Genomic DNA, 20,770 nt, shown 5'->3' with positions numbered 1-20,770 from the left:
ATGCTTATTTGATCTCTTTTTTTCTTACAATTAATCATGCGCAAACAAGTTGCATATTTAGGTCCTAAAGGAACATACGCAGAAAAAGCAGCTCATATATTATCAAAGCTTGCCAATTTTCAGACACCTATATTTGTACCATGTAATGGGTTACATTCGGTCATTAAATCAATAGCGTACAACAATTGTGATGCTGCTGTAGTCCCTATAGAAAATTCTGTAGAAGGGGGAGTTACAGCTACTCTAGATGCCCTTTGGAAATTTCCTGAAATTTTTATAAATAAAGCAATTGTTTTACCTATAAAACATGCATTAATTAGTGATGGAGAACTTTCAAACATTTCAGAAGTATTATCTCATCCTCAAGCATTAGCTCAATGTTCAGAATGGTTATCTGAGAATCTTCCAAATGCAATTCCTCTCCCAACAAATTCAACATCAGAAGCTGTCAATATGATCAAGGGGAGTAAATTCAGAGCTGCTATCGGTTCAAAATCATTAATTCAAATCGAAGGACTTAAAGAATTAGCCTTTCCTATTAATGATGTTCCAGGTAATTGCACTAGATTTGTTTTATTGAGCAAGGAATCAAATTCAAATTTAGCTAATATTGCCAGTTTTGCTTTCTCATTAATTTCAAATAAACCTGGTGCTTTGCTTAAAGCTATAAATTATATTGCAGATTTTGGATTTAATATGAGTAAAATTGAATCGAGACCTTCAAAAAGAGAATTAGGCGAATACATAATTTATATTGATTTAGAAATCAATAATCAAAATAACATTAAAAATTTTCTTGAATTAAAAAATAAGTTAAAGCCACTTTGCAAGAATTTTGTAGATTTTGGAAATTATTTTTCTGAAAATGTTGAACTAGATTAATTTATCCTCTACATTTATAAACTCCAAACTCCATTAAACCTTTTCTAAATGCCCAATTCATGAGAAGTATTGTTGGAATCTCTCTAATCGACTTCACTATCGCAAATGGGCCAAGTGACAAAATTGCGAAGGGCCTTCGAATGCCTTCAATAATGGAGTCGTACCATGAAGGATTTGTATAGGAATTCCAATTTTCAGAAATAACTCTTCCTGAACTATTTTCGTTAGTTCTAAGAATGTTACTAAATTCGTTAATGCTAATAAAATTAGGATGTACCCATTGTTCAAGTAATTGTTTAAGAACTAACTTTTCAAAAAATGATGGGGGGTATGCCCCGAGGTCTCTCGAATTCCAATCAGCCAAAGCGAAATACCCTCCAGGTCTTAGAGTTCTCAGCATTTCATCTGCAAACCTAGTTTTATCATTCATGTGTGCACCAGCCTCAACACTCCAAACTGCATCAAATGATCCATCTTCAAATTTCAAATCCAAAGCATCCATAACTTGGAAGTTGCAATTTAGCCCATGAGGAGTAAGTTCTCTTGCTCTTTTAACTTGAGCCGGACTAATTGTAATGCCAGTGACATTAAACCCATAATATTCTGCAAGAATCCTAGAACTTCCCCCTATTCCACAACCTACATCAAGTATTCTGGATCCCTGTGGTAATTTATCTAAACCACTCCATTTGACTAATTCATGAACAAACTGAACTTTAGCCTTTCTAAAATCAATATTTTTTTTCCCTGAGGGATAAAAACCCAAATGTATATGTTCTCCCCATAATCTCTCAAGTAATTTATCCTGGGTCCAAGCATCATATGCAGAAGCTACTGTACCGGAAGAAATATATTTTCTAGCATTTTTTCTCCATATTATTGCTAGCACTAGAAACAATAACAATATTAAAAAAAAAGGGAATAATAATTCAAACATTTAATTTTCTTTTATATCAGGAAAACTCTCTTTCAATGCTGTTCTTGCTGCAAGTTGTTTTCTTGTATGATCAAGCATTTCATATTCTCTTTGCAAACGGGTAAAAGTATTTCTCTCTTCAAGAAGTCTTTGCTGTTCTTCCGCAACAGGACCGCCCAAATGAGCTCCTATCCAAAATGATAAATCCATTGGGTTGTCAGGTAATTTATCAGGTAGATTTTTCTTTGTATTAGTCAATTTACTTGTTAAATTAATAACATCACTAAGTGCTTCTTTTACTGAATCTTTTAGAGAATCTAATTTTTGAAAGTCATCAATATTATCATCACTAATCCAACTAACCATCGCAGAACAAAATGGCGTCGAACGGGTAATTTCTAAGACTTGAAATCTTTGTTGGCCGAGAGTGATAATATTACTTCTCCCATCCTCTGCAGTTTGATGTTTTATAATTTGTGCGCAACATCCAACGTTAGCCATACTTTTAGTAGTTGGATCCCACTTGATAACTCCAAACATAGAATCACTTTCAAGAACAGATTGGAGCATAATCCTATATCTCGATTCAAAAATATGTAAAGGCAATACTTCTTGAGGAAAAAGGACTACCTCTGGCAAAGGAAATAAAGGTAATTCCCTTACTGAGAGTTCTCCCATTTAAACCTCATTTCATTTTTTTTATACTAATCAATTTAGGGCGGTTTCGGGATTTATTAAAGTTTAACTTCTATATCTACACCACTAGGGAGATCTAGTTTCATTAAAGCATCAATAGTTTTTGCAGAAGGACTATAGATATCTATTATTCTTCGATGTGTTCTTGTTTCAAAATGCTCTCTAGAATCTTTATCAACATGTGGTGATCTTAGGACACAATAAATCTTCCTTTTTGTAGGTAAAGGTATTGGACCTATTGCTGAGGCAGAAGTAGTATCAGCAGTTTGGATTATTTTGTCGCAAGATAAATCAAGCATTCTTCTATCAAATGCTTTGAGCCTTATTCTTATTTTTTGTTGTGCAATTGATGCAGTCATAGTTTCAAATAACTTCTAGTGAAGGGTCATTGATTAAAATGACCCTTATCCATAAACCTATATTAGATGATTGAGGTTAAATTTTTAAAATTCAAATTTATTATTTGAGAATTTTAGAAACAACTCCAGCACCGATAGTACGTCCACCTTCACGTATAGCGAATCGCATACCTTGTTCAATAGCTACTGGACAAATTAATTCTCCAGTCATCTTAATTCTGTCTCCTGGCATAACCATTTCAACATTAGAGCCATCATCAGAGGTAAATGCGGTTATTTGACCTGTCACATCAGTTGTTCTGATGTAGAACTGAGGTCTATATCCTGCAAAGAAAGGAGTATGTCTTCCGCCCTCTTCTTTTTTGAGAACATAAACTTCTCCTTCAAACTGAGTATGAGGGGTAATAGATCCTTTCTTCACAAGAACCATTCCTCTCTCAATATCTTCTTTCTGGACACCACGTAAAAGTAAACCAACATTATCGCCAGCCATACCTTCATCAAGAAGTTTTCGGAACATTTCAACTCCAGTAACAGTTGTTAATCTTGTATCTCTTATTCCAACTATTTCTACTTCTTCTCCAACCTTAACTTTACCTCTCTCAATTCTTCCAGTAGCAACAGTTCCTCTACCAGTAATCGAGAAAACATCTTCAACTGCCATCAAGAATGGTTTATCAACTTCTCTTTCTGGTTCAGGAATGCTAGCATCAACTGCTTTCATTAATTCTTCAATCTTTGATTCCCAAGTAGAATCACCTTCGAGAGCTTTTAAACCTGAAACTTGAACTATAGGAATGTCATCTCCAGGGAAGTCATAACTATCTAACAGTTCTCTAATTTCCATTTCGACAAGTTCAATAATTTCTTCATCATCGACCATATCGCACTTATTGAGAGCAACTACAAGAGCAGGAACTCCAACCTGTTTAGCTAAAAGAATATGCTCTTTTGTTTGAGCCATAGGACCATCTGTAGCTGCGCAAACTAGAATAGCTCCATCCATCTGGGCGGCCCCTGTGATCATGTTTTTCACATAATCAGCATGTCCTGGGCAATCGACATGAGCATAATGTCTGCCTTCAGTTTCATATTCAACATGAGCTGTATTAATGGTAATGCCACGCTCTCTTTCTTCAGGAGCACCATCAATGTCTCCATAGTCTTGAGCTTGAGCTTGACCTTTTTTAGCTAATACATTTGTAATAGCAGCTGTTAGTGTTGTTTTTCCATGATCAACATGGCCAATAGTACCTATGTTGACATGTGGTTTGTTTCTTTCGAACTTCTCGCGAGCCATTTTGAATTAAAGAATCGAGGGTTTAAGAGTGTTTTAGTTTAGAGATCAGGAGTTGCCCTGATTCTTGGAAATGATAGCTTCAGCAACATTACGAGGAACTTCCTCATAATTTGCGAACTCCATTGAAAATATACCCCGACCTTGAGTCATTGATCGGAGTTGAGTGGCATAACCGAACATTTCGGCTAAGGGCACTTTGGCCTGTACCTTAGACAATCCATCATCAACAGATTGTCCTTCTACTTGACCTCTTCTGGAAGAGAGATCACCAATTACAGATCCAAGAAAGTCGTCAGGACTTTCGACCTCAACTTTCATCATAGGCTCTAAAAGGACAGGATTGCATTTTTTAACCCCGTCTTTAAAAGCCATGGAACCTGCAATTTTGAAGGCCATTTCAGATGAGTCTACATCGTGGAATGAACCATCGACTAGTGTTACTTTTACATCAATGAGTGGATAACCGGCAAGAACACCAGATTCACAGGTCTCTTTCATTCCATTAGATGCAGGACCAATATACTCTTTTGGTACAGCTCCACCAACAATTTTGTTTACAAATTCAAAACCTTTACCAACTTCAGCAGGTTCCATTTCAATAATTACATGACCATATTGACCTTTTCCTCCAGTCTGTCTTGCATATTTACCTTCACCTTTAGAACTAGACCTAATGGTCTCTCTATATGAAACCTGAGGAGCTCCTATATTTGCTTCAACTTTAAATTCCCTTAACATTCTGTCAACAAGGATTTCTAAGTGCAACTCACCCATACCTGCAATAACAGTTTGATTTGTCTCAGGATCTGTACTTACCCTAAAGGTTGGATCCTCTTCAGACAAAGCAGTTAAAGCTTTTGATAATTTTTCCATATCGCCTTTAGTTTTTGGCTCAACAGCTACTGAGATAACTGGTTCAGGGATAAACAATGTCTCCAAAACTATTGGATCTTCTGTGTTACATAAAGTGTCACCAGTTGTTGTGTTCTTAAGACCTAATACAGCTCCTAAATCCCCAGCCCTCAATTCATCAACCTCCTCTCTTTCATCAGCCTTAAGAATCACTAATCTAGAAATTCTCTCTTTAGCATCCTTAGTAGAATTCATTACATAACTTCCCTTTGAAAGAACACCTGAATACATTCTTACAAAAGTTAATTTCCCATAGGGATCTGACATCACTTTGAAAGCTAATGCACTGAAAGGAGCATTATCATCTGAAGGTCTAACATCTTCTTTGCCACTTGGCAAAACACCTTGTATTGGTTTCACATCAACTGGAGCTGGCAAGTAATCAACTACAGCGTCTAATACAAGTTGGACACCTTTATTCTTAAAAGCTGAACCGCATAATACTGGAACCAATCCATGTTTTAAAACCCCTTCCCTAATACCTTTTTTAAGTTGTTCTTCAGATAATTCTCCTGTTTCGAGAAATATTTCTATTAACTCTTCATCATTTTCTGCAACACTTTCCATTAACTTTAATCTCCACTCAGCAGCTTCCTCCTCCATTTCAGATGGAATTGGTGCTTCTTCAATATCAGTACCTAAATCGTTTTTGTAAAGATATGCTTTGTTGGCTACTAAATCAATAATGCCTGTAAGATCACCTTCAGCACCAATAGGTAACTGGATTGGAAGTGCATTTGCCTTTAGTCGATCTTTAATTTGCTTATTAACCTTTAAAAAATCCGCACCAGTTCTGTCCATTTTATTAACAAAAACCATTCTTGGAACAGAGTATCTATCTGCTTGACGCCAAACCGTTTCGGATTGAGGCTGAACTCCACCAACTGCGCAAAATACAGCTATGACTCCATCCAAGACACGCATTGATCTTTCAACTTCAATAGTAAAATCAACGTGTCCAGGAGTATCAATAATATTAATCCTATGATCTTGCCAACTAGTAGATATTGCAGCAGCAGTAATAGTTATTCCTCTTTCTCTTTCTTGAGCCATCCAATCTGTTACGGCAGCACCATCATGAACCTCTCCTATCTTATGAACTACACCTGAATAAAACAAAATTCTTTCAGTTGTTGTTGTCTTACCTGCATCAATATGAGCGGCTATACCTATGTTCCTTACTCGTTCTAGGGGAAAGTCGCGTGCCAATTTTAAAGCTCCAAATAAAATAATTTTTGATAAGTGTAGTTCACCCTAAAAGCAAACTTTAATAATAATAAACTACTTAAGTACCTTTTGATGAAATTAATATCTGTAATGTGCAAAAGCTTTATTAGCTTCTGCCATTTTATGAGTATCTTCTCTTTTTTTAACGGCACTACCAGTTTCATTTGCTGCATCCATCAACTCACCAGCAAGTTTTTGGGACATACTTTTGCCATTTCTTGCACGTGAGAATGTAACAAGCCATCTTAATGCCATAGCCGTACCCCTCTCTTGGCGAACTTCCATAGGTACTTGATATGTTGCACCACCAACTCTTCTAGCTCTTACCTCGACAAGAGGAGTAGCATTTTTTACAGCTGTTTCAAATAATTCCACTGCATTACCACCTGTTCTCTCGCTTATTAAAGAAAACGCATCAGACAATATTCTTTGAGCTGTAGATTTTTTACCATGTTTCATCAATCGAGAAATCATCATTGAAGCAAGACGACTATTAAATTGAGGATCAGGAAGAACTGGTCTTTTTACTGCTGCATTACGACGTGACATGTTTTAAAAAAGTGATGTTTACAAATTAATCTTTTGGAGCTTTTGCTCCATACTTAGATCTGGATTGACGTCTATCTTTGACTCCAGCCGTATCTAAAGTTCCTCTTATTATATGATATCTAACTCCTGGCAAATCCTTAACTCTTCCACCCCTAAGTAGTACTACAGAATGTTCTTGCAAATTATGTCCAATCCCAGGAATATAAGCCGTTACTTCGAAACCAGAAGTTAATCTAACCCTAGCAACTTTTCTCAAAGCTGAATTAGGCTTCTTTGGTGTTGATGTATAGACTCTTGTACATACCCCTCTTCTCTCAGGGCAAGCTTTTAATGCAGGAGATTTTGTTTTCTTTGTCAGACGTTTTCTTTCTGAACCTACTAATTGTGAGATGGTGGGCATCTATTAAAACTTAGATAAAAATAAACATTTAACTATCATAACCTTTTAAGAGCACTAACTAAAAGTTTTTAATTATATTTTTTTTAAAATTTGTCAAATTAAAATTATTTGGTAAATATTCATTATCTTTAGATTTATTTTCATATTTATTTTTATAATAGAAATACATAAATAACTAAATAGAATTAAATAATCTATGGGAGAGAGTATCAAAAGAATCGTTGGCCCATATCAAGATAGTTATTCCCCAAATGGAATAATTGGGGAGAAAGATGCGTGTGGAGTTGGTTTCGTAGCAAATGTTGAAGGTATAGAAAGCAACTGGATCCTTAAACAATCTCTAAAGGGCCTCAACTGCATGGAGCATAGAGGAGGTTGTGGAGGAGATAGTGACTCAGGAGATGGAGCAGGCATTTTATGTTCAATTCCATGGGGATATCTAGAAGAGAAAATTAATCTAAAAAATACTCAAGAATTTAATAGAGGTTTAGGCATGGTTTTTATGCCTAATAAAAAAGAAAAAATTGAAATATGTAAATCAATATGTGATGAAGAAGCAGAAAAATTAAAAGTCAACAAAACATCTTGGAGAACAGTACCTGTTAATAATGAAATCTTAGGTCCTTTAGCTAAAGCAAATGCTCCATTCATCTGTCAGTGGATTTTATATATAGATAAAAAAGATCATCAGGATGTTGAAAGGCTTTTATTTCAATTAAGGAAAAGAATTGAGAAAAAAATAAGAGAAACTTTCAAAAACGATGTTGGGGATTGTGAATTTTATTTTGCCTCACTAAGTTCTCAAACAGTTGTTTATAAAGGTATGGTTCGCTCTGAAATATTATCCGAGTTTTATCAAGATCTAAAAGAAGAGAGTTTTAAAGTTTCATTTTCTGTTTATCATCGTAGATTTAGTACTAATACACTTCCAAAATGGCCACTAGCTCAGCCCATGAGATTTTTAGGTCATAATGGCGAAATAAATACTCTCTTAGGCAATATTAATTGGGCTAAAGCTTCAGAAACACATATAGATGATTTTTGGGGAGAGTTATCTAATGAAATTAAGCCCATTGTAGATGTAAACAAAAGTGATTCATCAAATCTTGATGCAACCCTTGAAATCAATATTCGTTCAGGTCAGCCCATTACTGACTCATTATTAAAACTTGTTCCTGAAGCATTTAGAGATCAACCAGAACTTGAGGAGAGAGAGTATATAAAAGCTTTTTATGAATATTCTGCAAGCCTACAAGAAGCTTGGGATGGTCCAGCACTCCTTGTATTTGCTGATGGAAATTTTGTCGGAGCAACGCTTGATAGAAATGGCCTAAGACCAGCAAGATATTCAATCACAAATGATGGTTTTGTAATAATGGGTTCTGAAACAGGAGTAGTAGATCTTGAAGAAGAAAGAGTAATAGAAAAAGGTCGATTAGGACCGGGACAAATGTTGGCAGTTGATTTTCATCAGAATAGAATCCTAAGAAATTGGGAAGTAAAATCTGAAGCCGCTCAAAGGCATGATTATAAAAATCTTCTCAGTAATAGAACTATAAAAATTGAAAATAATGAATGGGTTAAAGACTGCAAACTAAAAGACCTTGAGTTGTTGCAACAACAAACTGCATACGGTTTTTCAGCGGAAGATAATGACCTTATCTTAGATTCAATGGCTTCATTAGCTAAAGAGCCTACTTATTGCATGGGCGACGACATCCCATTAGCAGTTCTTTCATCTAAGCCACATATTTTATACGACTACTTTAAGCAAAGATTTGCGCAAGTTACTAATCCTCCTATTGACCCTCTGAGAGAAAAACTTGTAATGAGTTTAGAGATGCATCTAGGAGAAAGATGTACACCATTTGAAATTAAAGATGCTAAACCCTTTGTTCATTTACAAAGTCCGATTCTTAATGAGGAAGAACTCATTTCCATCAAAAAATCAAAAATTAAATCTCAGACAATTTCAAGTTTGTTTGATTTAGAGGAAGGTATTCAAGGCTTAGAGAACCAATTAAAACTAATCTGTAAACAGAGTGAGCTGTCTATAAAAGAAGGTTGCTCTTTAATTATCATTTCTGATAAGGGAATTAATCCTAAAAAGACTTTTATACCTCCTTTACTTGCTGTTGGAGCAATTCATCATTATCTTCTTAAAAAAGAAATCAGGCTAAAAGCTTCTCTAATAATTGAGACCGGTCAATGTTGGAGCACACATCACTTAGCTTGTTTAATTGGATATGGAGCAAGTGCAGTTTGCCCTTGGTTGACCTTCGAAGCAGGTAGACACTGGTTAAAACATCCAAAAACACAAAAACTCATTGATAGCAAAAAAATAAATCCATTATCAATAGTTGATGTTCAAGAAAATATTAAAAAAGCTCTAGAAGACGGTCTAAGAAAAATTCTCTCAAAAATAGGCATCTCACTTTTATCTAGTTACCATGGTGCACAAATTTTTGAAGCTGTAGGCCTTGGATCTGACTTAATAAAAATTGCTTTTGATGGTACAACAAGTCGTATCGCTGGCATAACATTAAAAGAATTAACTAATGAAACACTTTCAATACATACGAAAGCCTATCCAGAGATCGATTTAAAGAAATTAGAATTTTTAGGATTTGTACAATTTAGAAATAATGGAGAATATCATTCCAATAACCCAGAGATGTCCAAAGTTTTACATTCAGCGGTAAAACAAGGGCCAGGATACGATCATTTTGAAACTTACAAAAAACTTATTAGTAATAGACCGACAACATCTCTTAGAGATTTACTAACAATTAATTCAAAAAGAAAAAGTATTCCATTAGAGGAAGTTGAAAGTGTTGAATCAATTTGCAAAAGGTTCTGTACTGGAGGAATGAGTTTAGGTGCTTTATCCAGAGAAGCGCATGAAGTTTTAGCAGTTGCAATGAATAGAATTGGTGGAAAAAGTAATAGTGGAGAAGGGGGAGAAGATCCAGCTCGTTTTAATGTTTTAAATGATATCGATGAAAATACTCAGTCAGCGACGTTGCCATTTATTAAAGGCTTAGAGAATGGAGACACCGCATGCTCAGCTATTAAACAAATAGCATCAGGAAGATTTGGAGTTACACCTGAATATCTAAGAAGTGGTAAACAACTCGAAATTAAAATGGCTCAAGGTGCAAAACCCGGAGAGGGGGGACAATTACCTGGTCCAAAAGTTGATTCTTACATCGCAAAACTAAGAAATAGTAAACCTGGAGTAGCTTTAATATCTCCTCCCCCGCATCATGATATTTATTCAATTGAAGATTTAGCTCAACTTATCCACGACTTACACCAAGTTCATCCAAAAGCGAAAGTAAGCGTTAAACTTGTTTCTGAAATTGGTATAGGCACTATTGCTGCTGGAGTAAGCAAAGCTAATGCAGATGTAATTCAAATATCAGGCCATGACGGAGGTACAGGTGCTTCACCCCTGAGTTCTATTAAACATGCAGGTTTACCATGGGAACTAGGTGTTGCTGAGGTTCATAAATCTCTCTTAGAGAATAACTTACGCGAAAGAGTAATTTTGAGAACTGATGGAGGTCTTAAAACAGGCTGGGACGTAGTTATTGCAGCTTTACTAGGTGCTGAAGAATACGGTTTTGGTTCTGTAGCGATGATTGCTGAAGGATGCATAATGGCTCGGGTTTGTCATACAAACAAGTGTCCTGTTGGAGTTGCCACTCAAAAAGAAGAATTAAGAAAAAGATTTAAAGGTATTCCAGAAAATGTTGTCAATTTTTTCTTGTATATTGCTGAAGAAGTAAGACAGATAATGAGTAGTATCGGTGTTTCTAATATGGAAGAACTGATTGGTAATCAAGAATTTCTTTCTGCAAGAAATATCGATCTTCCAAAAACTTCTAATATTGATCTTTCTTCTTTAGTAAATGAACACTCAACCCCTGATAGATCATGGTTAAAACATTTAAAAACTGCCCATAGTAATGGTTCTGTATTAGAAGACGAGTTTTTGTCTGATACTAAATTTATAGATTCAATTAAAAATCACGAAATATTAACCAAAGAAATTGAGATAAAAAATACAGATAGAAGTGTTTGTGCGAAAATATCAGGCGAAATCGCAGAACTTCACGGCAACACTGGCTTCAATGGCGAACTCAACTTAAATTTCAAAGGATATGCAGGACAAAGCTTTGGTGCCTTTTTATTGAAGGGAATGAATGTTCAATTAATCGGAGAAGCTAATGATTATGTTTGTAAAGGAATGAATGGAGGAATACTCACAATAATTCCACCAAAAATAAATGAAATCTCCTCCGAACAAGTCATCCTAGGAAATACTTGTCTTTATGGAGCAACAGGTGGAAAATTATTTGCATTAGGAAAATCGGGAGAAAGATTTGCGGTTAGAAATAGTGGTGCTACAGCGGTAACAGAAGGAGCAGGTGATCATTGTTGTGAATACATGACTGGTGGGAAAGTAGTTATTCTAGGTTCCACAGGAAGGAATATTGGTGCGGGCATGACTGGTGGAATAGCTTTTATAATCGATGAGAAGAACGATTTAAGTAATAAAGTTAACAAGGAAATAGTTAGCATTCATAAAATAACTTCATCAAAGCAGGAAGATATCTTATTGGAAATTATTAGAGAATATCGAGCAAAAACAAATAGCTTAAAGGCTGCCAAAATAATTGAAAATTGGTCTTATTACAAGAGTACTTTCAAATTAATAGTTCCCCCAAGCGAAGAAGAAATGCTTGGCATAAAGAAAATGTAAATGCCTTTCTTTATAAAAACTGAAATCATAAAAAAAGAATACTTAATTAATCATGATTTAAAACAAAAAATAATTAACGAACATATTGATTGGATAAAAAAATTAAAAAAAGAGGGAATTAATATAAAAAGTGGTTTTTTAGTAGATGAGTTAAAGAGGCCAGGTGACGGCGGATTACTCATTCTTGAGATGAATAATTATAAAAATGCACTAAAAATCATTAAGAATGATCCAATGATTAAAAATGATCTAGTTGAATGGAAATTAAATGAGTGGATAGATTCAAATAAATAAAAATGACTATCTTGGATACTTTTTCATAAGTTTTTGAATTTCTTCAGCATGGTAACTGCTACGAGTTAAAGGAGAACTAACTACTTGCATAAAGTCCAAATCTTTTTCCCCAAAAACTTTAAAGTAATTAAATTTTGAGGGACTCACAAATCTTTGAACAGGTAAATGATTAGGGCCAGGAGATAAATATTGGCCAATAGTAACAATATCAACGAAATTACTTTTTAAATCCTTAAGAAGACTTAAGACCTCCTCATCTTTTTCCCCTAAACCAAGCATAAAACCTGACTTTGTATAAACTTTGGGAGAATATTCTCTGGTCCTTTTAAGCAACTCAAGAGTTCTCTCATATTTACCCTGAGGTCTTACTTTTTTATATAGCGAAGACACAGTCTCAATATTATGGTTTAAAACGTTTGGATTTGAATCAAGAACTTTTTCAAGCGCTTTCCAGTTGCCACAAAGATCAGGTATTAAAAGCTCAATAGTAGTTTCAGGAGATTTTTTTCTTACTTGATAAACACATTCAAAAAATTGAGATGCGCCACCATCCTCAAGATCGTCTCTATTAACTGATGTGATTACAACATGCTTAAGCTTCATTCTAAAAACAGCTTCGGCTAGACGATATGGTTCAGTTGGGTCTAAGTCTCTCTTAGATCTATCAAAATCAATATCGCAATATGGACATGCCCTAGTGCAACCAGGACCCATTATGAGGAAAGTTGCAGTTCCACTAGCAAAACATTCGCCGATATTTGGACAGCTTGCTTCTTGACATACGGTATTGAGATTTAAATCATTTAATAAATTTGCAGTATTACCAATTCGCTCAACTTGTGGAGCTTTGACCCTTAACCATTCAGGTTTTGAAATTAAACTATTAGGATTATTAGTCACATTAAATCTTCTTGACCTGTAATTTTATTTTACTAAAAACAAGATGAATTAACTATTTATAATTTCAAAGACGAAGCTCATTCAACAGAAGTAAATAAATAAATGAATTCAACTAATCCTTCTGCAATTTAGAAAATCTTAATTAAATTTACTCGTTACACAACGTTCTTGTTTCATTAACTAAAATTGAATCAGATTTCATAACGTTATTTTTAATACAGATATCAGAACGTACAAATTTTTAATATACATCAAAAAAATCATTATGATTTGACTTTTTTGTACTAAAAAGTGTTTTTTTAATTATTTTTTGATACAGTAAAAAATATATGTAATAAAACATTGACTTTTAAATTTAAAAGAAAACGTATTTTATTATCGGAAAAAAATAAAAACTCTAAAGCAATAGGTTATGCAAGAGCTACTCATAACGAATATGAATATTTAGAAGAGCAAATAAAAATTTTGAAGGAAGAGGGTTGCAGTTTAGTGTTCTCTGAATTTATAAGTTTAGATGAAGAAATCAAACCCCAACTCAATAAAGCTATAAATTCCTTATCAAAAGGCGATCAATTAATAATAACTCAGCTTGATCGAGCATTTAAAAATAAAAAAGAATGTTTGATAACAATAAATAAACTTATTAATAAGGATATTAAATTGCGAACTTTGACTGGTTTTTTTGCTGCTAATGAATCTTCTAATGCAAATTCTTCAATTTTTAAGATTTTATATGAATTAGATAATTTAGAAGACAAAAGTTTAGGTGAAAGAAAAAAAGAACAACTATTACGCAGAAAATTATCTGGAAATAATCTGGGAGGAAGGCCCAAAATAAGTCCTTTAAAAGAATCTTTAGTAATCAGATTGCGTAATGAAGGATATTCATATCGATCAATCAGATCACAAACAGGAATTGCATTATCAACAATAAGAAGAGTAATTTTGGAAGGAGAACTAACATAAAATGAAGAGGAAAGAAATTGAAAATTTAATTAAAGAAAATTTTAAAGATACAGCGTTGCGTATTTATGAATTAGATAATGAAGATAGAAAAAGTTTGTTAGCAGAATATAGAGAATGGATTATGAATGATTTAGATTTTGAAGAAGTAATGATGCTACCTTATGAAGCCTATACTGACAAATTAGATTCTAATTTCTTAGAAGATTCACTTTAGTCCTCAATAGTATATCTCTTATTAAAATCGTATACTTCTTTTGCTATAAACGGTAAAAGGGAAGAATCTTTGGAATATTTTTCTCCATTACAAAAAACTACTAATAAAGTTTGTAGAGATTGATTATTAATCCACCAAGCTGAATCATGTCTAACTTCAGACATTAAGCCTGCTTTACTCCAAAGATTAATGCTTTCTGGTAATCCTTCACCCAAAAAACCATCTATTTGATTAAGAGAATCCTTTTTAAGAACAACTTTATTTAAATTTCTTTTTAAAAAACTTCGCAAATTTAAATTATTTTCTTGATAATCAATATGAATCATAATTTCCTCCAAAACCCTTGCAGCTGAATCAGAGTTCATAGCGTTTCTATTTTTATTATCATATCCATAAAATTCTTTCTCACGACCAAATGGTCCATCATCCCAAGTCTTCTGACAGCAATTTATACCAACCAATTCTTCCCAATTTAAATCATGTAGCCAATCATTTATTATACTTCTTTGGTATTTCCAATTTTCCCATAATTCGCCTTCAATACGAGGTCCACTTGTTGTTCCAGTAAGTAAATCAATTAAAAAGCTTGTTGCATTATTACTGGAGAAAGACAACATTTTCCCTACAGCATCAATAATTTCATCTGATAATAATAAACTTCCTTTTTTAATCCAATAAAATGCAGCAAGGCCATAAACTAACTTGACTATGCTGGCAGGGTAAACCATTTTTTTGTTATTAATGCCAGTTCCAAAACCTTTAAATACACTTTTATTTTCACTTTTATAATTAATCCAAGTTATCGAAATATCTTCTCTTGAAAAATCTTTATTATAAGAGCATGCTCTCCCTAAAATATCATTTAAGGCTAGACCCATCTCTTTACTTAAATAGTAAAAGGACATTGTATGGAAAATTATAAAAATCCTATCTCACTATTTAAACAAACTAATTTTTCAAAAACTATTTGGTGGAAATTAAAAGTTAATATTTCTGGATATCAAAATGAAACAGAAGATAAATTAGTTACTGAAATATTTAAAAATAGAATTTTTAGGCTTATTTATCCAAATATTTATCAAAACAACCATAAATTTTCAAGAATACTAGTTCAACTATATGAAGATGGTTACGTCTGTTGGATAAATTTAGATGGATTAATTATTGAGAAATACGAATTCAAAAAAAATAACAGTTTAGAAAATGAACACTTCTTTATAAAAGATAAAGTTAACTCAATTTTAAAATGGATCAAGGATCAATCTGAGTTAAATAATGAATATCTTTGGGGAGGTACATTAGGACCCAATTTTGATTGTTCTGGATTAATTCAGACTGCTTTTTTAAAGCATCAAATTTATATACCTCGAGACTCTTTTCAAATAAAAAGTTTTTGTAAGCACCTTTTTTATTACAAAGAATCGTATGCGGCTCTACGACCTGGCGATCTTTTATTTTTTGGAAATGAAGAAAAATGTGATCATATTGGAATCTACAAAGGAGACGGATTCTATTACCATAGCTCTGGAATGGATTTTGGCAGAAATGGAATAGGATTAGATACCCTAAAAAAGTCTAATGATAAAATCTCATTGCATTATAAATCTAAACTAATTTCGGCAGGAAGAGTAGTTAGAAATTATAGATGGGACCGCACTATACGTTAATTAATAGAGCTCACCTTAAAATTTTTAAATTAAATTAAAATATTACTTATTCTTTTATTTAGAAATTAACCAGCAGTCCAAATATTTTTAATGATTGGCATTATGGTATCTAAGTGTAATGTCCCAACAAGTAACCAAGCAAAAACAGCTCCTCCACATCCTCCTAACCAAAATCCACTTGTAAAATCAGCCCAACCAGCTCTTGTAAATAAGTCCTTTGGCGGATTATTAACAGTCGCATCTGGAGGTTGAACATTAGGTGCTTTACCAGGTGCATTGTATAGAACAAAAAGTGCTGTCAAAATATGAACAGCTCCAATAGTAGCGAGAAGTCCAGCTGTTAGAGCAAATTCAGAATTTCTTAATGGGCCAGTCATGGTAAAAGGTCCGTATAGAAGATATCCAAAAGCTGCTCCAGTTTCTAAACCTCTAAAATTAGGGGAAATACCTTCTCTGTAAAAAGGTAAATTATTTATAAAGGCTTTTGTAAAATAACCACTATTAACTGGAGTAGCTAAATTACCAACACAAGGATCAGCAACTGTTTTTACTGCCCATTGTTCTGCTACGCCAATATCATTTGGTTGTACAGAAGTATCTATGTATTTCTCATCAAACTTAATAGAACTTGTTGATTCAGAGAATGATTTTTGAAAGTCGCTCATTTTTTTAATAGTTTAGTGTTTGATAATTTATTCAGTTGCTGTAATTAATCTTCCAATCAATACGATAAAAACAGCAGGCATTGCTATACCAATTAATGGAACAAAAATTGAGGGTAAAAGACTTGGTAAATCAGATGGCATAGTTCTTTAAACATCTTTAAACACTTTAGTATTTATCAGCGAAATAATGTTAATTTTATTACTGGATGATATAAAAATTATTAACTTTTTACATGTTAAATTTTTTCGCAATTTTACTTATTATTTTTATAGGAATATTACTTCTAGTTTTTAAAAAAAGAAGCTTTAAAAAGTTAATAAATCAAAGCAATTTAAATTCTATTAAATTAAAGAAAAATAAAAAAAGTAATAATAAATTTCTATCTAAAAAAAATAGTTATTTATACAATCACGAAGAAAAAAAGTACTCAGTATTTTATAAAAATTCTCAAAGAAATAAAATGATTAGTCTTTTTCAGGGTGATACAGAAAATAAATTAAAGGCATTAAAAATTGCGGAAGAATTGGCTGATAAATCAACATTACCAATTTTACGAAAAGGCTTAAGAGATATTTCTCCTGAAGTCGTTGAAATTTCAGCTTTATTAATAAGACAGTTCAAGTAAACAATCAATTTTGCTTAGCACTGTTTATTGATCTAATTCTGTAAATTGGACGACTTTGACTTTCATGATATGTCCTAATTAAAAGTTCGCTCAATAATCCAAAGCTAAATAATTGAACACCAGCAATTCCTAATATTAATGCAAACATCAGCAACGGACGATTTCCAATATCCTCACCCATTATTTTTAAAACTATCAAATAAGAACTTATCGCAAGGCTAAAGAAAATACTTATAATTCCAACAAAACCAAATCCATACATCGGTCTTGTTAAAAATTTAGTCATAAACCAAACAGTTAGTAAATCCATTAAAACTCTAAAAGTTCTATCAATTCCATATTTACTAGATCCATATTGCCTGCTCCTATGATTTACTTTAATTTCTTTGATTCTTGCACCTTCAATATTTGCTAAAACGGGCAAAAACCTGTGAAGTTCCCCATATAACTTTATATCTTCTATTATTTCTTTCTTAAACGCTTTTAATGAGCAACCATAGTCATGCAACTTCAAACCTGTTACGTGAGCTATTAACTTATTCGCTATTTTTGATGGTATCTTTCTATTAATTAATTTATCTTTTCTATCAAACCTCCAACCACAAACCAAATCAAAACCATTATTAATTTCTGAAATTAATAAAGGAATATCATTTGGATCATTCTGTAAATCACCATCCAAAGTAATAACAATATCGCCCTTAGAATTATCAAAGCCAGCTGACATTGCTGCAGTTTGACCATAATTTTTGCGAAGGGAAATTACTGACAATTCTTTAATTTTGAGAGTTAGTTGCTTTAATACTTGATGAGTATTATCTTTAGAACCATCATTTACAACAATCAATTCAAAATTAAATTTATGAGATGACATTACATTTATAACTTCATCCAATAAAAGACCAATACTCTCGCTTTCATTGAAAACAGGGACGATAATAGAAATTAATTGTTTTATATCTGACATTTATATCTAATAATAATTACACAATTTTAACTTAATTTAGAACATTAAAATTAAACAAAAAAAATCACCACAAATGTGGTGATTTAAATTATTTAAGGGAAATTTAACCAAACTTACCTGAAGTGGATGCGATAACAAATGCCCCAAATGTAAGTATGTTTCCAATCGTGAAATGTGCTAGTCCAACTAATCTAGCTTGAACAATTGAAAGTGCAACTGGCTTATCTCTCCAGCCAACAAGGTTAGCAATTGGAGTACGCTGATGTGCCCAAACTAATGTTTCAATTAATTCTTGCCAGTAACCACGCCATGATATTAGGAACATGAAACCAGTAGCCCAAACTAAGTGACCGAATAGGAACATCCAAGCCCAAGGAGATAGAGAATTTACTCCAAATGGATTATATCCATTAATAAGTTGAGCAGAGTTTAACCAGAGATAATCTCTGAACCAACCCATTAGATAAGTTCCTGATTCGTTAAATTGTGCTACGTTACCCTGCCAAATTGCTAGGTGTTTCCAATGCCAGTAGAAAGTTACCCATGCTAGTAAATTTAATGCCCAGAACATAGCTAAGTACATAGCGTCCCAAGATGAACTATCACAAGTACCTCCACGTCCAGGACCATCGCAAGGGAATGCATAACCTAAATCTTTCTTATCAGGAATTAATTTTGTTCCTCTAGCATCAAGTGCTCCTTTGATAAGTATTAAAGCGGTTGTATGAAGACCTAAAGCGATAGCATGGTGAACTAAGAAATCTGCAGGACCGATAGGTAAGAAAGCACTTAATGCATCTTGTCTATTGATAAGATCCATCCAGTAATGATTACCTGGTAATGAATTAGCAGCGAGACTTGCTGAACTTGTAGGATCAGATAATAAAGCGTTAAAGCCGTACATCATCTTACCTTGAGCAGCTTGAACGAATTGAGCAAATACTGGCTCAATTAGAATTTGCTTTTCAGGATTACCAAAAGCTACAACAACATCGTTGTGAACATAAATTCCAAGAGTATGGAATCCTAGCAACATTGTTACCCAACTAAGGTGACTTATCAAAGCTTCCTTTGTTCCAAGAACTCTTGCTAATACATTATCTTTATTTAATTCTGGATCATAATCTCTTACAAAGAAAATAGCTCCGTGTGCAAATGCACCAACCATCAAGAACATTGCTATGTACTGATGATGACTATATAAAGCAGATTGTGTAGTGTAGTCCCTGGCAATAAAAGCGTAAGAAGGAAGTGCACCCATATGTTGCGCTACAAGAGAAGTTGCTACACCAAGTGATGCTAATGCTAGTCCAAGTTGGAAATGTAATGAATTATTTACAGTTTCATATATTCCATCGTGGTTAATTCCGAAACTACCTTTATGAGGATCATTAGGGTGTCTTGTATTATGAGCTTCTGTAATTTCTTTGAGGCTATGACCAATACCAAAAGTATTTCTATACATATGACCAGCAATTACAAAAACTGTTCCAATCGCAATATGGTGATGCGCAATATCGGTAAGCCATAATGCTTCACTTTGAGGATGAAGACCACCTAAGAAAGTAAAGATTGCTGTTCCAGCTCCTTCAGCTGTTCCAAATACTTGATCTAAAGAATCAGGATTTTGGGCATAAGCTCCCCAGTTTAAAGTAAAGAAAGGAGCTAATCCTGCAGGGTGAGGAAGCACTGTTAACCAGTTATCCCAACCTACATGCTGACCTCTTGATTCAGGTATAGCAACATGAACCAAATGACCTGTCCAAGCGATACTACTAAAACCAAATAAGACAGCTAAATGATGATTTAATCTTGACTCTGCATTTTTAAACCAAGCTAAAGAAGGTCTGAATTTTGGCTGTAAGTGTAACCAACCAGCAAATAGAGTCCAACAAGCCAAAATACTCATGAATATTGAAGCTTGGAAGAGTTGCTCGTTAGTTCTCATTCCAATTGTGTACCACCAATGGTAGAGACCTGAATAAGCGATGTTTACTGGACCGCTTGCTCCAGCTTGTGTCATTGCTTCTGTGATGCCAGATCCAAAATGAGGGTCCCAAATAGCATGAGCTATAGGGCGGACATGAGTTGGATCTAGTACAAATTGCTCAAAATTACCTTGCCAAGCAATATGAAATAAGTTACCAGCTACCCAGAGAGCGATTATTGCTAGATGTCCAAAATGTGTAGAGAATAGCTTCTGATAAAGTTTTTCTTCGGTCATACCATCATGACTTTCAAAGTCATGAGCGGTAGCTATTCCGTACCATATTCGTCGGGTTGTAGGGTCCTGAGCTAGACCCTGGTTAAATGATGGAAATTTTGTTGCCATTGAATTAAAAAGGTGAAGTTCAGGTTATTAGCCCAGCCCGAAAAGGCGAGCATGGAAGAAGGCCCATGTGGTAGCAATACCACCGACTAGGAAGTGTGTTACACCTACTGCTCTACCCTGAGTTATAGAT

At 33.8% G+C, this 20,770-nt stretch carries 21 protein-coding genes; 7 read left to right on the top strand and 14 right to left on the bottom strand.

Annotation, left to right across the window (positions count from 1 at the left end):
* The first annotated feature begins 36 nt into the window (after positions 1-36).
* Positions 37-882, top strand: a complete 846-nt coding sequence (pheA, locus tag MK115_RS06810) for a prephenate dehydratase (RefSeq protein ID WP_287610510.1) — start codon at positions 37-39, stop codon at positions 880-882.
* Position 883: 1 nt separating this feature from the next.
* On the opposite strand, the gene MK115_RS06805 is transcribed toward pheA, so the two are convergent.
* From MK115_RS06805 to rpsL, 7 genes are all read right to left on the bottom strand, one after another.
* Positions 884-1,819 (bottom strand): methyltransferase domain-containing protein, encoded by a 936-nt coding sequence (locus MK115_RS06805; protein ID WP_287610509.1) that lies wholly within the window; start codon positions 1,817-1,819, stop codon positions 884-886.
* On the bottom strand, positions 1,820-2,476 hold the full coding sequence (locus tag MK115_RS06800) for an LON peptidase substrate-binding domain-containing protein (protein ID WP_287610507.1): 657 nt from the start codon (positions 2,474-2,476) through the stop codon (positions 1,820-1,822).
* A gap of 56 nt (positions 2,477-2,532) precedes the next feature.
* Complete coding sequence (gene rpsJ, locus MK115_RS06795) at positions 2,533-2,853, bottom strand: 30S ribosomal protein S10 (RefSeq protein ID WP_002807536.1); 321 nt, start codon at positions 2,851-2,853, stop codon at positions 2,533-2,535.
* Positions 2,854-2,953: 100 nt separating this feature from the next.
* Positions 2,954-4,153, bottom strand: a complete 1,200-nt coding sequence (tuf, locus tag MK115_RS06790) for an elongation factor Tu (RefSeq protein WP_002806605.1) — start codon at positions 4,151-4,153, stop codon at positions 2,954-2,956.
* Positions 4,154-4,198: 45 nt separating this feature from the next.
* Positions 4,199-6,274, bottom strand: a complete 2,076-nt coding sequence (gene fusA / locus MK115_RS06785; protein ID WP_287610497.1) for an elongation factor G — start codon at positions 6,272-6,274, stop codon at positions 4,199-4,201.
* A gap of 96 nt (positions 6,275-6,370) precedes the next feature.
* Positions 6,371-6,841, bottom strand: coding sequence for a 30S ribosomal protein S7 (gene rpsG / locus MK115_RS06780; protein ID WP_002806267.1), 471 nt, complete (start codon positions 6,839-6,841; stop codon positions 6,371-6,373).
* Between the two features lie 25 nt (positions 6,842-6,866).
* Positions 6,867-7,241: a 30S ribosomal protein S12 gene (rpsL, locus tag MK115_RS06775; protein WP_002805703.1), complete on the bottom strand. Its 375-nt coding sequence runs from the start codon at positions 7,239-7,241 to the stop codon at positions 6,867-6,869.
* A 196-nt stretch (positions 7,242-7,437) separates the two neighbouring features.
* Here rpsL and gltB point away from each other — a divergent pair, with 196 nt between their 5' ends.
* Entirely contained in the window at positions 7,438-12,009 is a 4,572-nt protein-coding gene (gltB, locus tag MK115_RS06770) for a glutamate synthase large subunit (RefSeq protein ID WP_287610485.1), read from the top strand.
* On the top strand, positions 12,010-12,303 hold the full coding sequence (locus MK115_RS06765) for a YciI family protein (protein ID WP_271490861.1): 294 nt from the start codon (positions 12,010-12,012) through the stop codon (positions 12,301-12,303). It begins immediately after the preceding gene.
* 6 nt (positions 12,304-12,309) lie between these two features.
* Here the strand turns inward: MK115_RS06765 and lipA are convergent, their stop codons facing one another.
* The gene (lipA, locus tag MK115_RS06760; protein ID WP_287610480.1) at positions 12,310-13,203 is read right to left on the bottom strand and encodes a lipoyl synthase; all 894 of its coding nucleotides are present in this window, start codon (positions 13,201-13,203) and stop codon (positions 12,310-12,312) included.
* A gap of 342 nt (positions 13,204-13,545) precedes the next feature.
* On the opposite strand from lipA, the gene MK115_RS06755 reads away from it, so the two are divergent.
* Both MK115_RS06755 and MK115_RS06750 read left to right on the top strand, forming a co-directional pair.
* Positions 13,546-14,169 carry a recombinase family protein gene (locus tag MK115_RS06755; RefSeq protein WP_287610478.1) on the top strand — a complete coding sequence of 208 codons (624 nt, stop codon included), beginning with the start codon at positions 13,546-13,548 and terminating at the stop codon, positions 14,167-14,169.
* 1 nt (position 14,170) lies between these two features.
* Positions 14,171-14,383, top strand: a complete 213-nt coding sequence (locus tag MK115_RS06750) for a hypothetical protein (protein WP_025937629.1) — start codon at positions 14,171-14,173, stop codon at positions 14,381-14,383.
* On the opposite strand, the gene MK115_RS06745 is transcribed toward MK115_RS06750, so the two are convergent.
* The gene (locus tag MK115_RS06745; RefSeq protein WP_287610475.1) at positions 14,380-15,288 is read right to left on the bottom strand and encodes a serine hydrolase; all 909 of its coding nucleotides are present in this window, start codon (positions 15,286-15,288) and stop codon (positions 14,380-14,382) included. The genes MK115_RS06750 and MK115_RS06745 overlap by 4 nt on opposite strands.
* Positions 15,289-15,291: 3 nt before the next feature.
* Between MK115_RS06745 and MK115_RS06740 the strand changes: the two genes are divergently transcribed.
* The gene (locus tag MK115_RS06740; protein ID WP_287610473.1) at positions 15,292-16,050 is read left to right on the top strand and encodes a C40 family peptidase; all 759 of its coding nucleotides are present in this window, start codon (positions 15,292-15,294) and stop codon (positions 16,048-16,050) included.
* Positions 16,051-16,115: 65 nt separating this feature from the next.
* Here the strand turns inward: MK115_RS06740 and MK115_RS06735 are convergent, their stop codons facing one another.
* Both MK115_RS06735 and MK115_RS06730 read right to left on the bottom strand, forming a co-directional pair.
* On the bottom strand, positions 16,116-16,715 hold the full coding sequence (locus MK115_RS06735) for a photosystem I reaction center protein subunit XI (RefSeq protein WP_025891181.1): 600 nt from the start codon (positions 16,713-16,715) through the stop codon (positions 16,116-16,118).
* Between the two features lie 27 nt (positions 16,716-16,742).
* Entirely contained in the window at positions 16,743-16,856 is a 114-nt protein-coding gene (locus tag MK115_RS06730) for a photosystem I reaction center subunit VIII (RefSeq protein WP_011863629.1), read from the bottom strand.
* A 320-nt stretch (positions 16,857-17,176) separates the two neighbouring features.
* On the opposite strand from MK115_RS06730, the gene MK115_RS06725 reads away from it, so the two are divergent.
* Positions 17,177-17,341 carry a hypothetical protein gene (locus tag MK115_RS06725; protein ID WP_233119661.1) on the top strand — a complete coding sequence of 55 codons (165 nt, stop codon included), beginning with the start codon at positions 17,177-17,179 and terminating at the stop codon, positions 17,339-17,341.
* A gap of 4 nt (positions 17,342-17,345) precedes the next feature.
* Here MK115_RS06725 and MK115_RS06720 read toward each other — a convergent pair whose 3' ends face one another.
* From MK115_RS06720 to MK115_RS09340, 3 genes are all read right to left on the bottom strand, one after another.
* A complete protein-coding gene (locus tag MK115_RS06720) occupies positions 17,346-18,308 on the bottom strand; it encodes a glycosyltransferase family 2 protein (protein WP_287610466.1) in 963 nt (320 codons plus the stop codon).
* Between the two features lie 103 nt (positions 18,309-18,411).
* Entirely contained in the window at positions 18,412-20,640 is a 2,229-nt protein-coding gene (psaB, locus tag MK115_RS06715) for a photosystem I core protein PsaB (protein WP_011819135.1), read from the bottom strand.
* 27 nt (positions 20,641-20,667) lie between these two features.
* A partial coding sequence (locus tag MK115_RS09340) for a hypothetical protein (protein WP_502923698.1) occupies positions 20,668-20,770 on the bottom strand: 103 nt, incomplete at its 5' end.

The sequence above is a fragment of the Prochlorococcus sp. ALOHA_ZT_50 genome, assembly GCF_022447305.1.
Lineage (GTDB): Bacteria > Cyanobacteriota > Cyanobacteriia > PCC-6307 > Cyanobiaceae > Prochlorococcus_A.
Note: the sequence above shows the minus strand (reverse complement) of the source record. Positions and strands in the feature narration are given on the sequence as shown.

Bases quoted from the DNA above. Each gene is read 5' to 3' on its own strand.
- pheA (WP_287610510.1), top strand. From the start codon at position 37: ATGCGCAAACAAGTTGCATATTTAGGTCCTAAAGGAACATACGCAGAA.
- MK115_RS06805 (WP_287610509.1), bottom strand. From the start codon at position 1,819: ATGTTTGAATTATTATTCCCTTTTTTTTTAATATTGTTATTGTTTCTA.
- MK115_RS06800 (WP_287610507.1), bottom strand. From the start codon at position 2,476: ATGGGAGAACTCTCAGTAAGGGAATTACCTTTATTTCCTTTGCCAGAG.
- rpsJ (WP_002807536.1), bottom strand. From the start codon at position 2,853: ATGACTGCATCAATTGCACAACAAAAAATAAGAATAAGGCTCAAAGCA.
- tuf (WP_002806605.1), bottom strand. From the start codon at position 4,153: ATGGCTCGCGAGAAGTTCGAAAGAAACAAACCACATGTCAACATAGGT.
- rpsG (WP_002806267.1), bottom strand. From the start codon at position 6,841: ATGTCACGTCGTAATGCAGCAGTAAAAAGACCAGTTCTTCCTGATCCT.
- rpsL (WP_002805703.1), bottom strand. From the start codon at position 7,241: ATGCCCACCATCTCACAATTAGTAGGTTCAGAAAGAAAACGTCTGACA.
- gltB (WP_287610485.1), top strand. From the start codon at position 7,438: ATGGGAGAGAGTATCAAAAGAATCGTTGGCCCATATCAAGATAGTTAT.
- MK115_RS06765 (WP_271490861.1), top strand. From the start codon at position 12,010: ATGCCTTTCTTTATAAAAACTGAAATCATAAAAAAAGAATACTTAATT.
- MK115_RS06750 (WP_025937629.1), top strand. From the start codon at position 14,171: ATGAAGAGGAAAGAAATTGAAAATTTAATTAAAGAAAATTTTAAAGAT.
- MK115_RS06745 (WP_287610475.1), bottom strand. From the start codon at position 15,288: ATGTCCTTTTACTATTTAAGTAAAGAGATGGGTCTAGCCTTAAATGAT.
- MK115_RS06740 (WP_287610473.1), top strand. From the start codon at position 15,292: ATGGAAAATTATAAAAATCCTATCTCACTATTTAAACAAACTAATTTT.
- MK115_RS06735 (WP_025891181.1), bottom strand. From the start codon at position 16,715: ATGAGCGACTTTCAAAAATCATTCTCTGAATCAACAAGTTCTATTAAG.
- MK115_RS06730 (WP_011863629.1), bottom strand. From the start codon at position 16,856: ATGCCATCTGATTTACCAAGTCTTTTACCCTCAATTTTTGTTCCATTA.
- MK115_RS06725 (WP_233119661.1), top strand. From the start codon at position 17,177: ATGATTAGTCTTTTTCAGGGTGATACAGAAAATAAATTAAAGGCATTA.
- MK115_RS06720 (WP_287610466.1), bottom strand. From the start codon at position 18,308: ATGTCAGATATAAAACAATTAATTTCTATTATCGTCCCTGTTTTCAAT.
- psaB (WP_011819135.1), bottom strand. From the start codon at position 20,640: ATGGCAACAAAATTTCCATCATTTAACCAGGGTCTAGCTCAGGACCCT.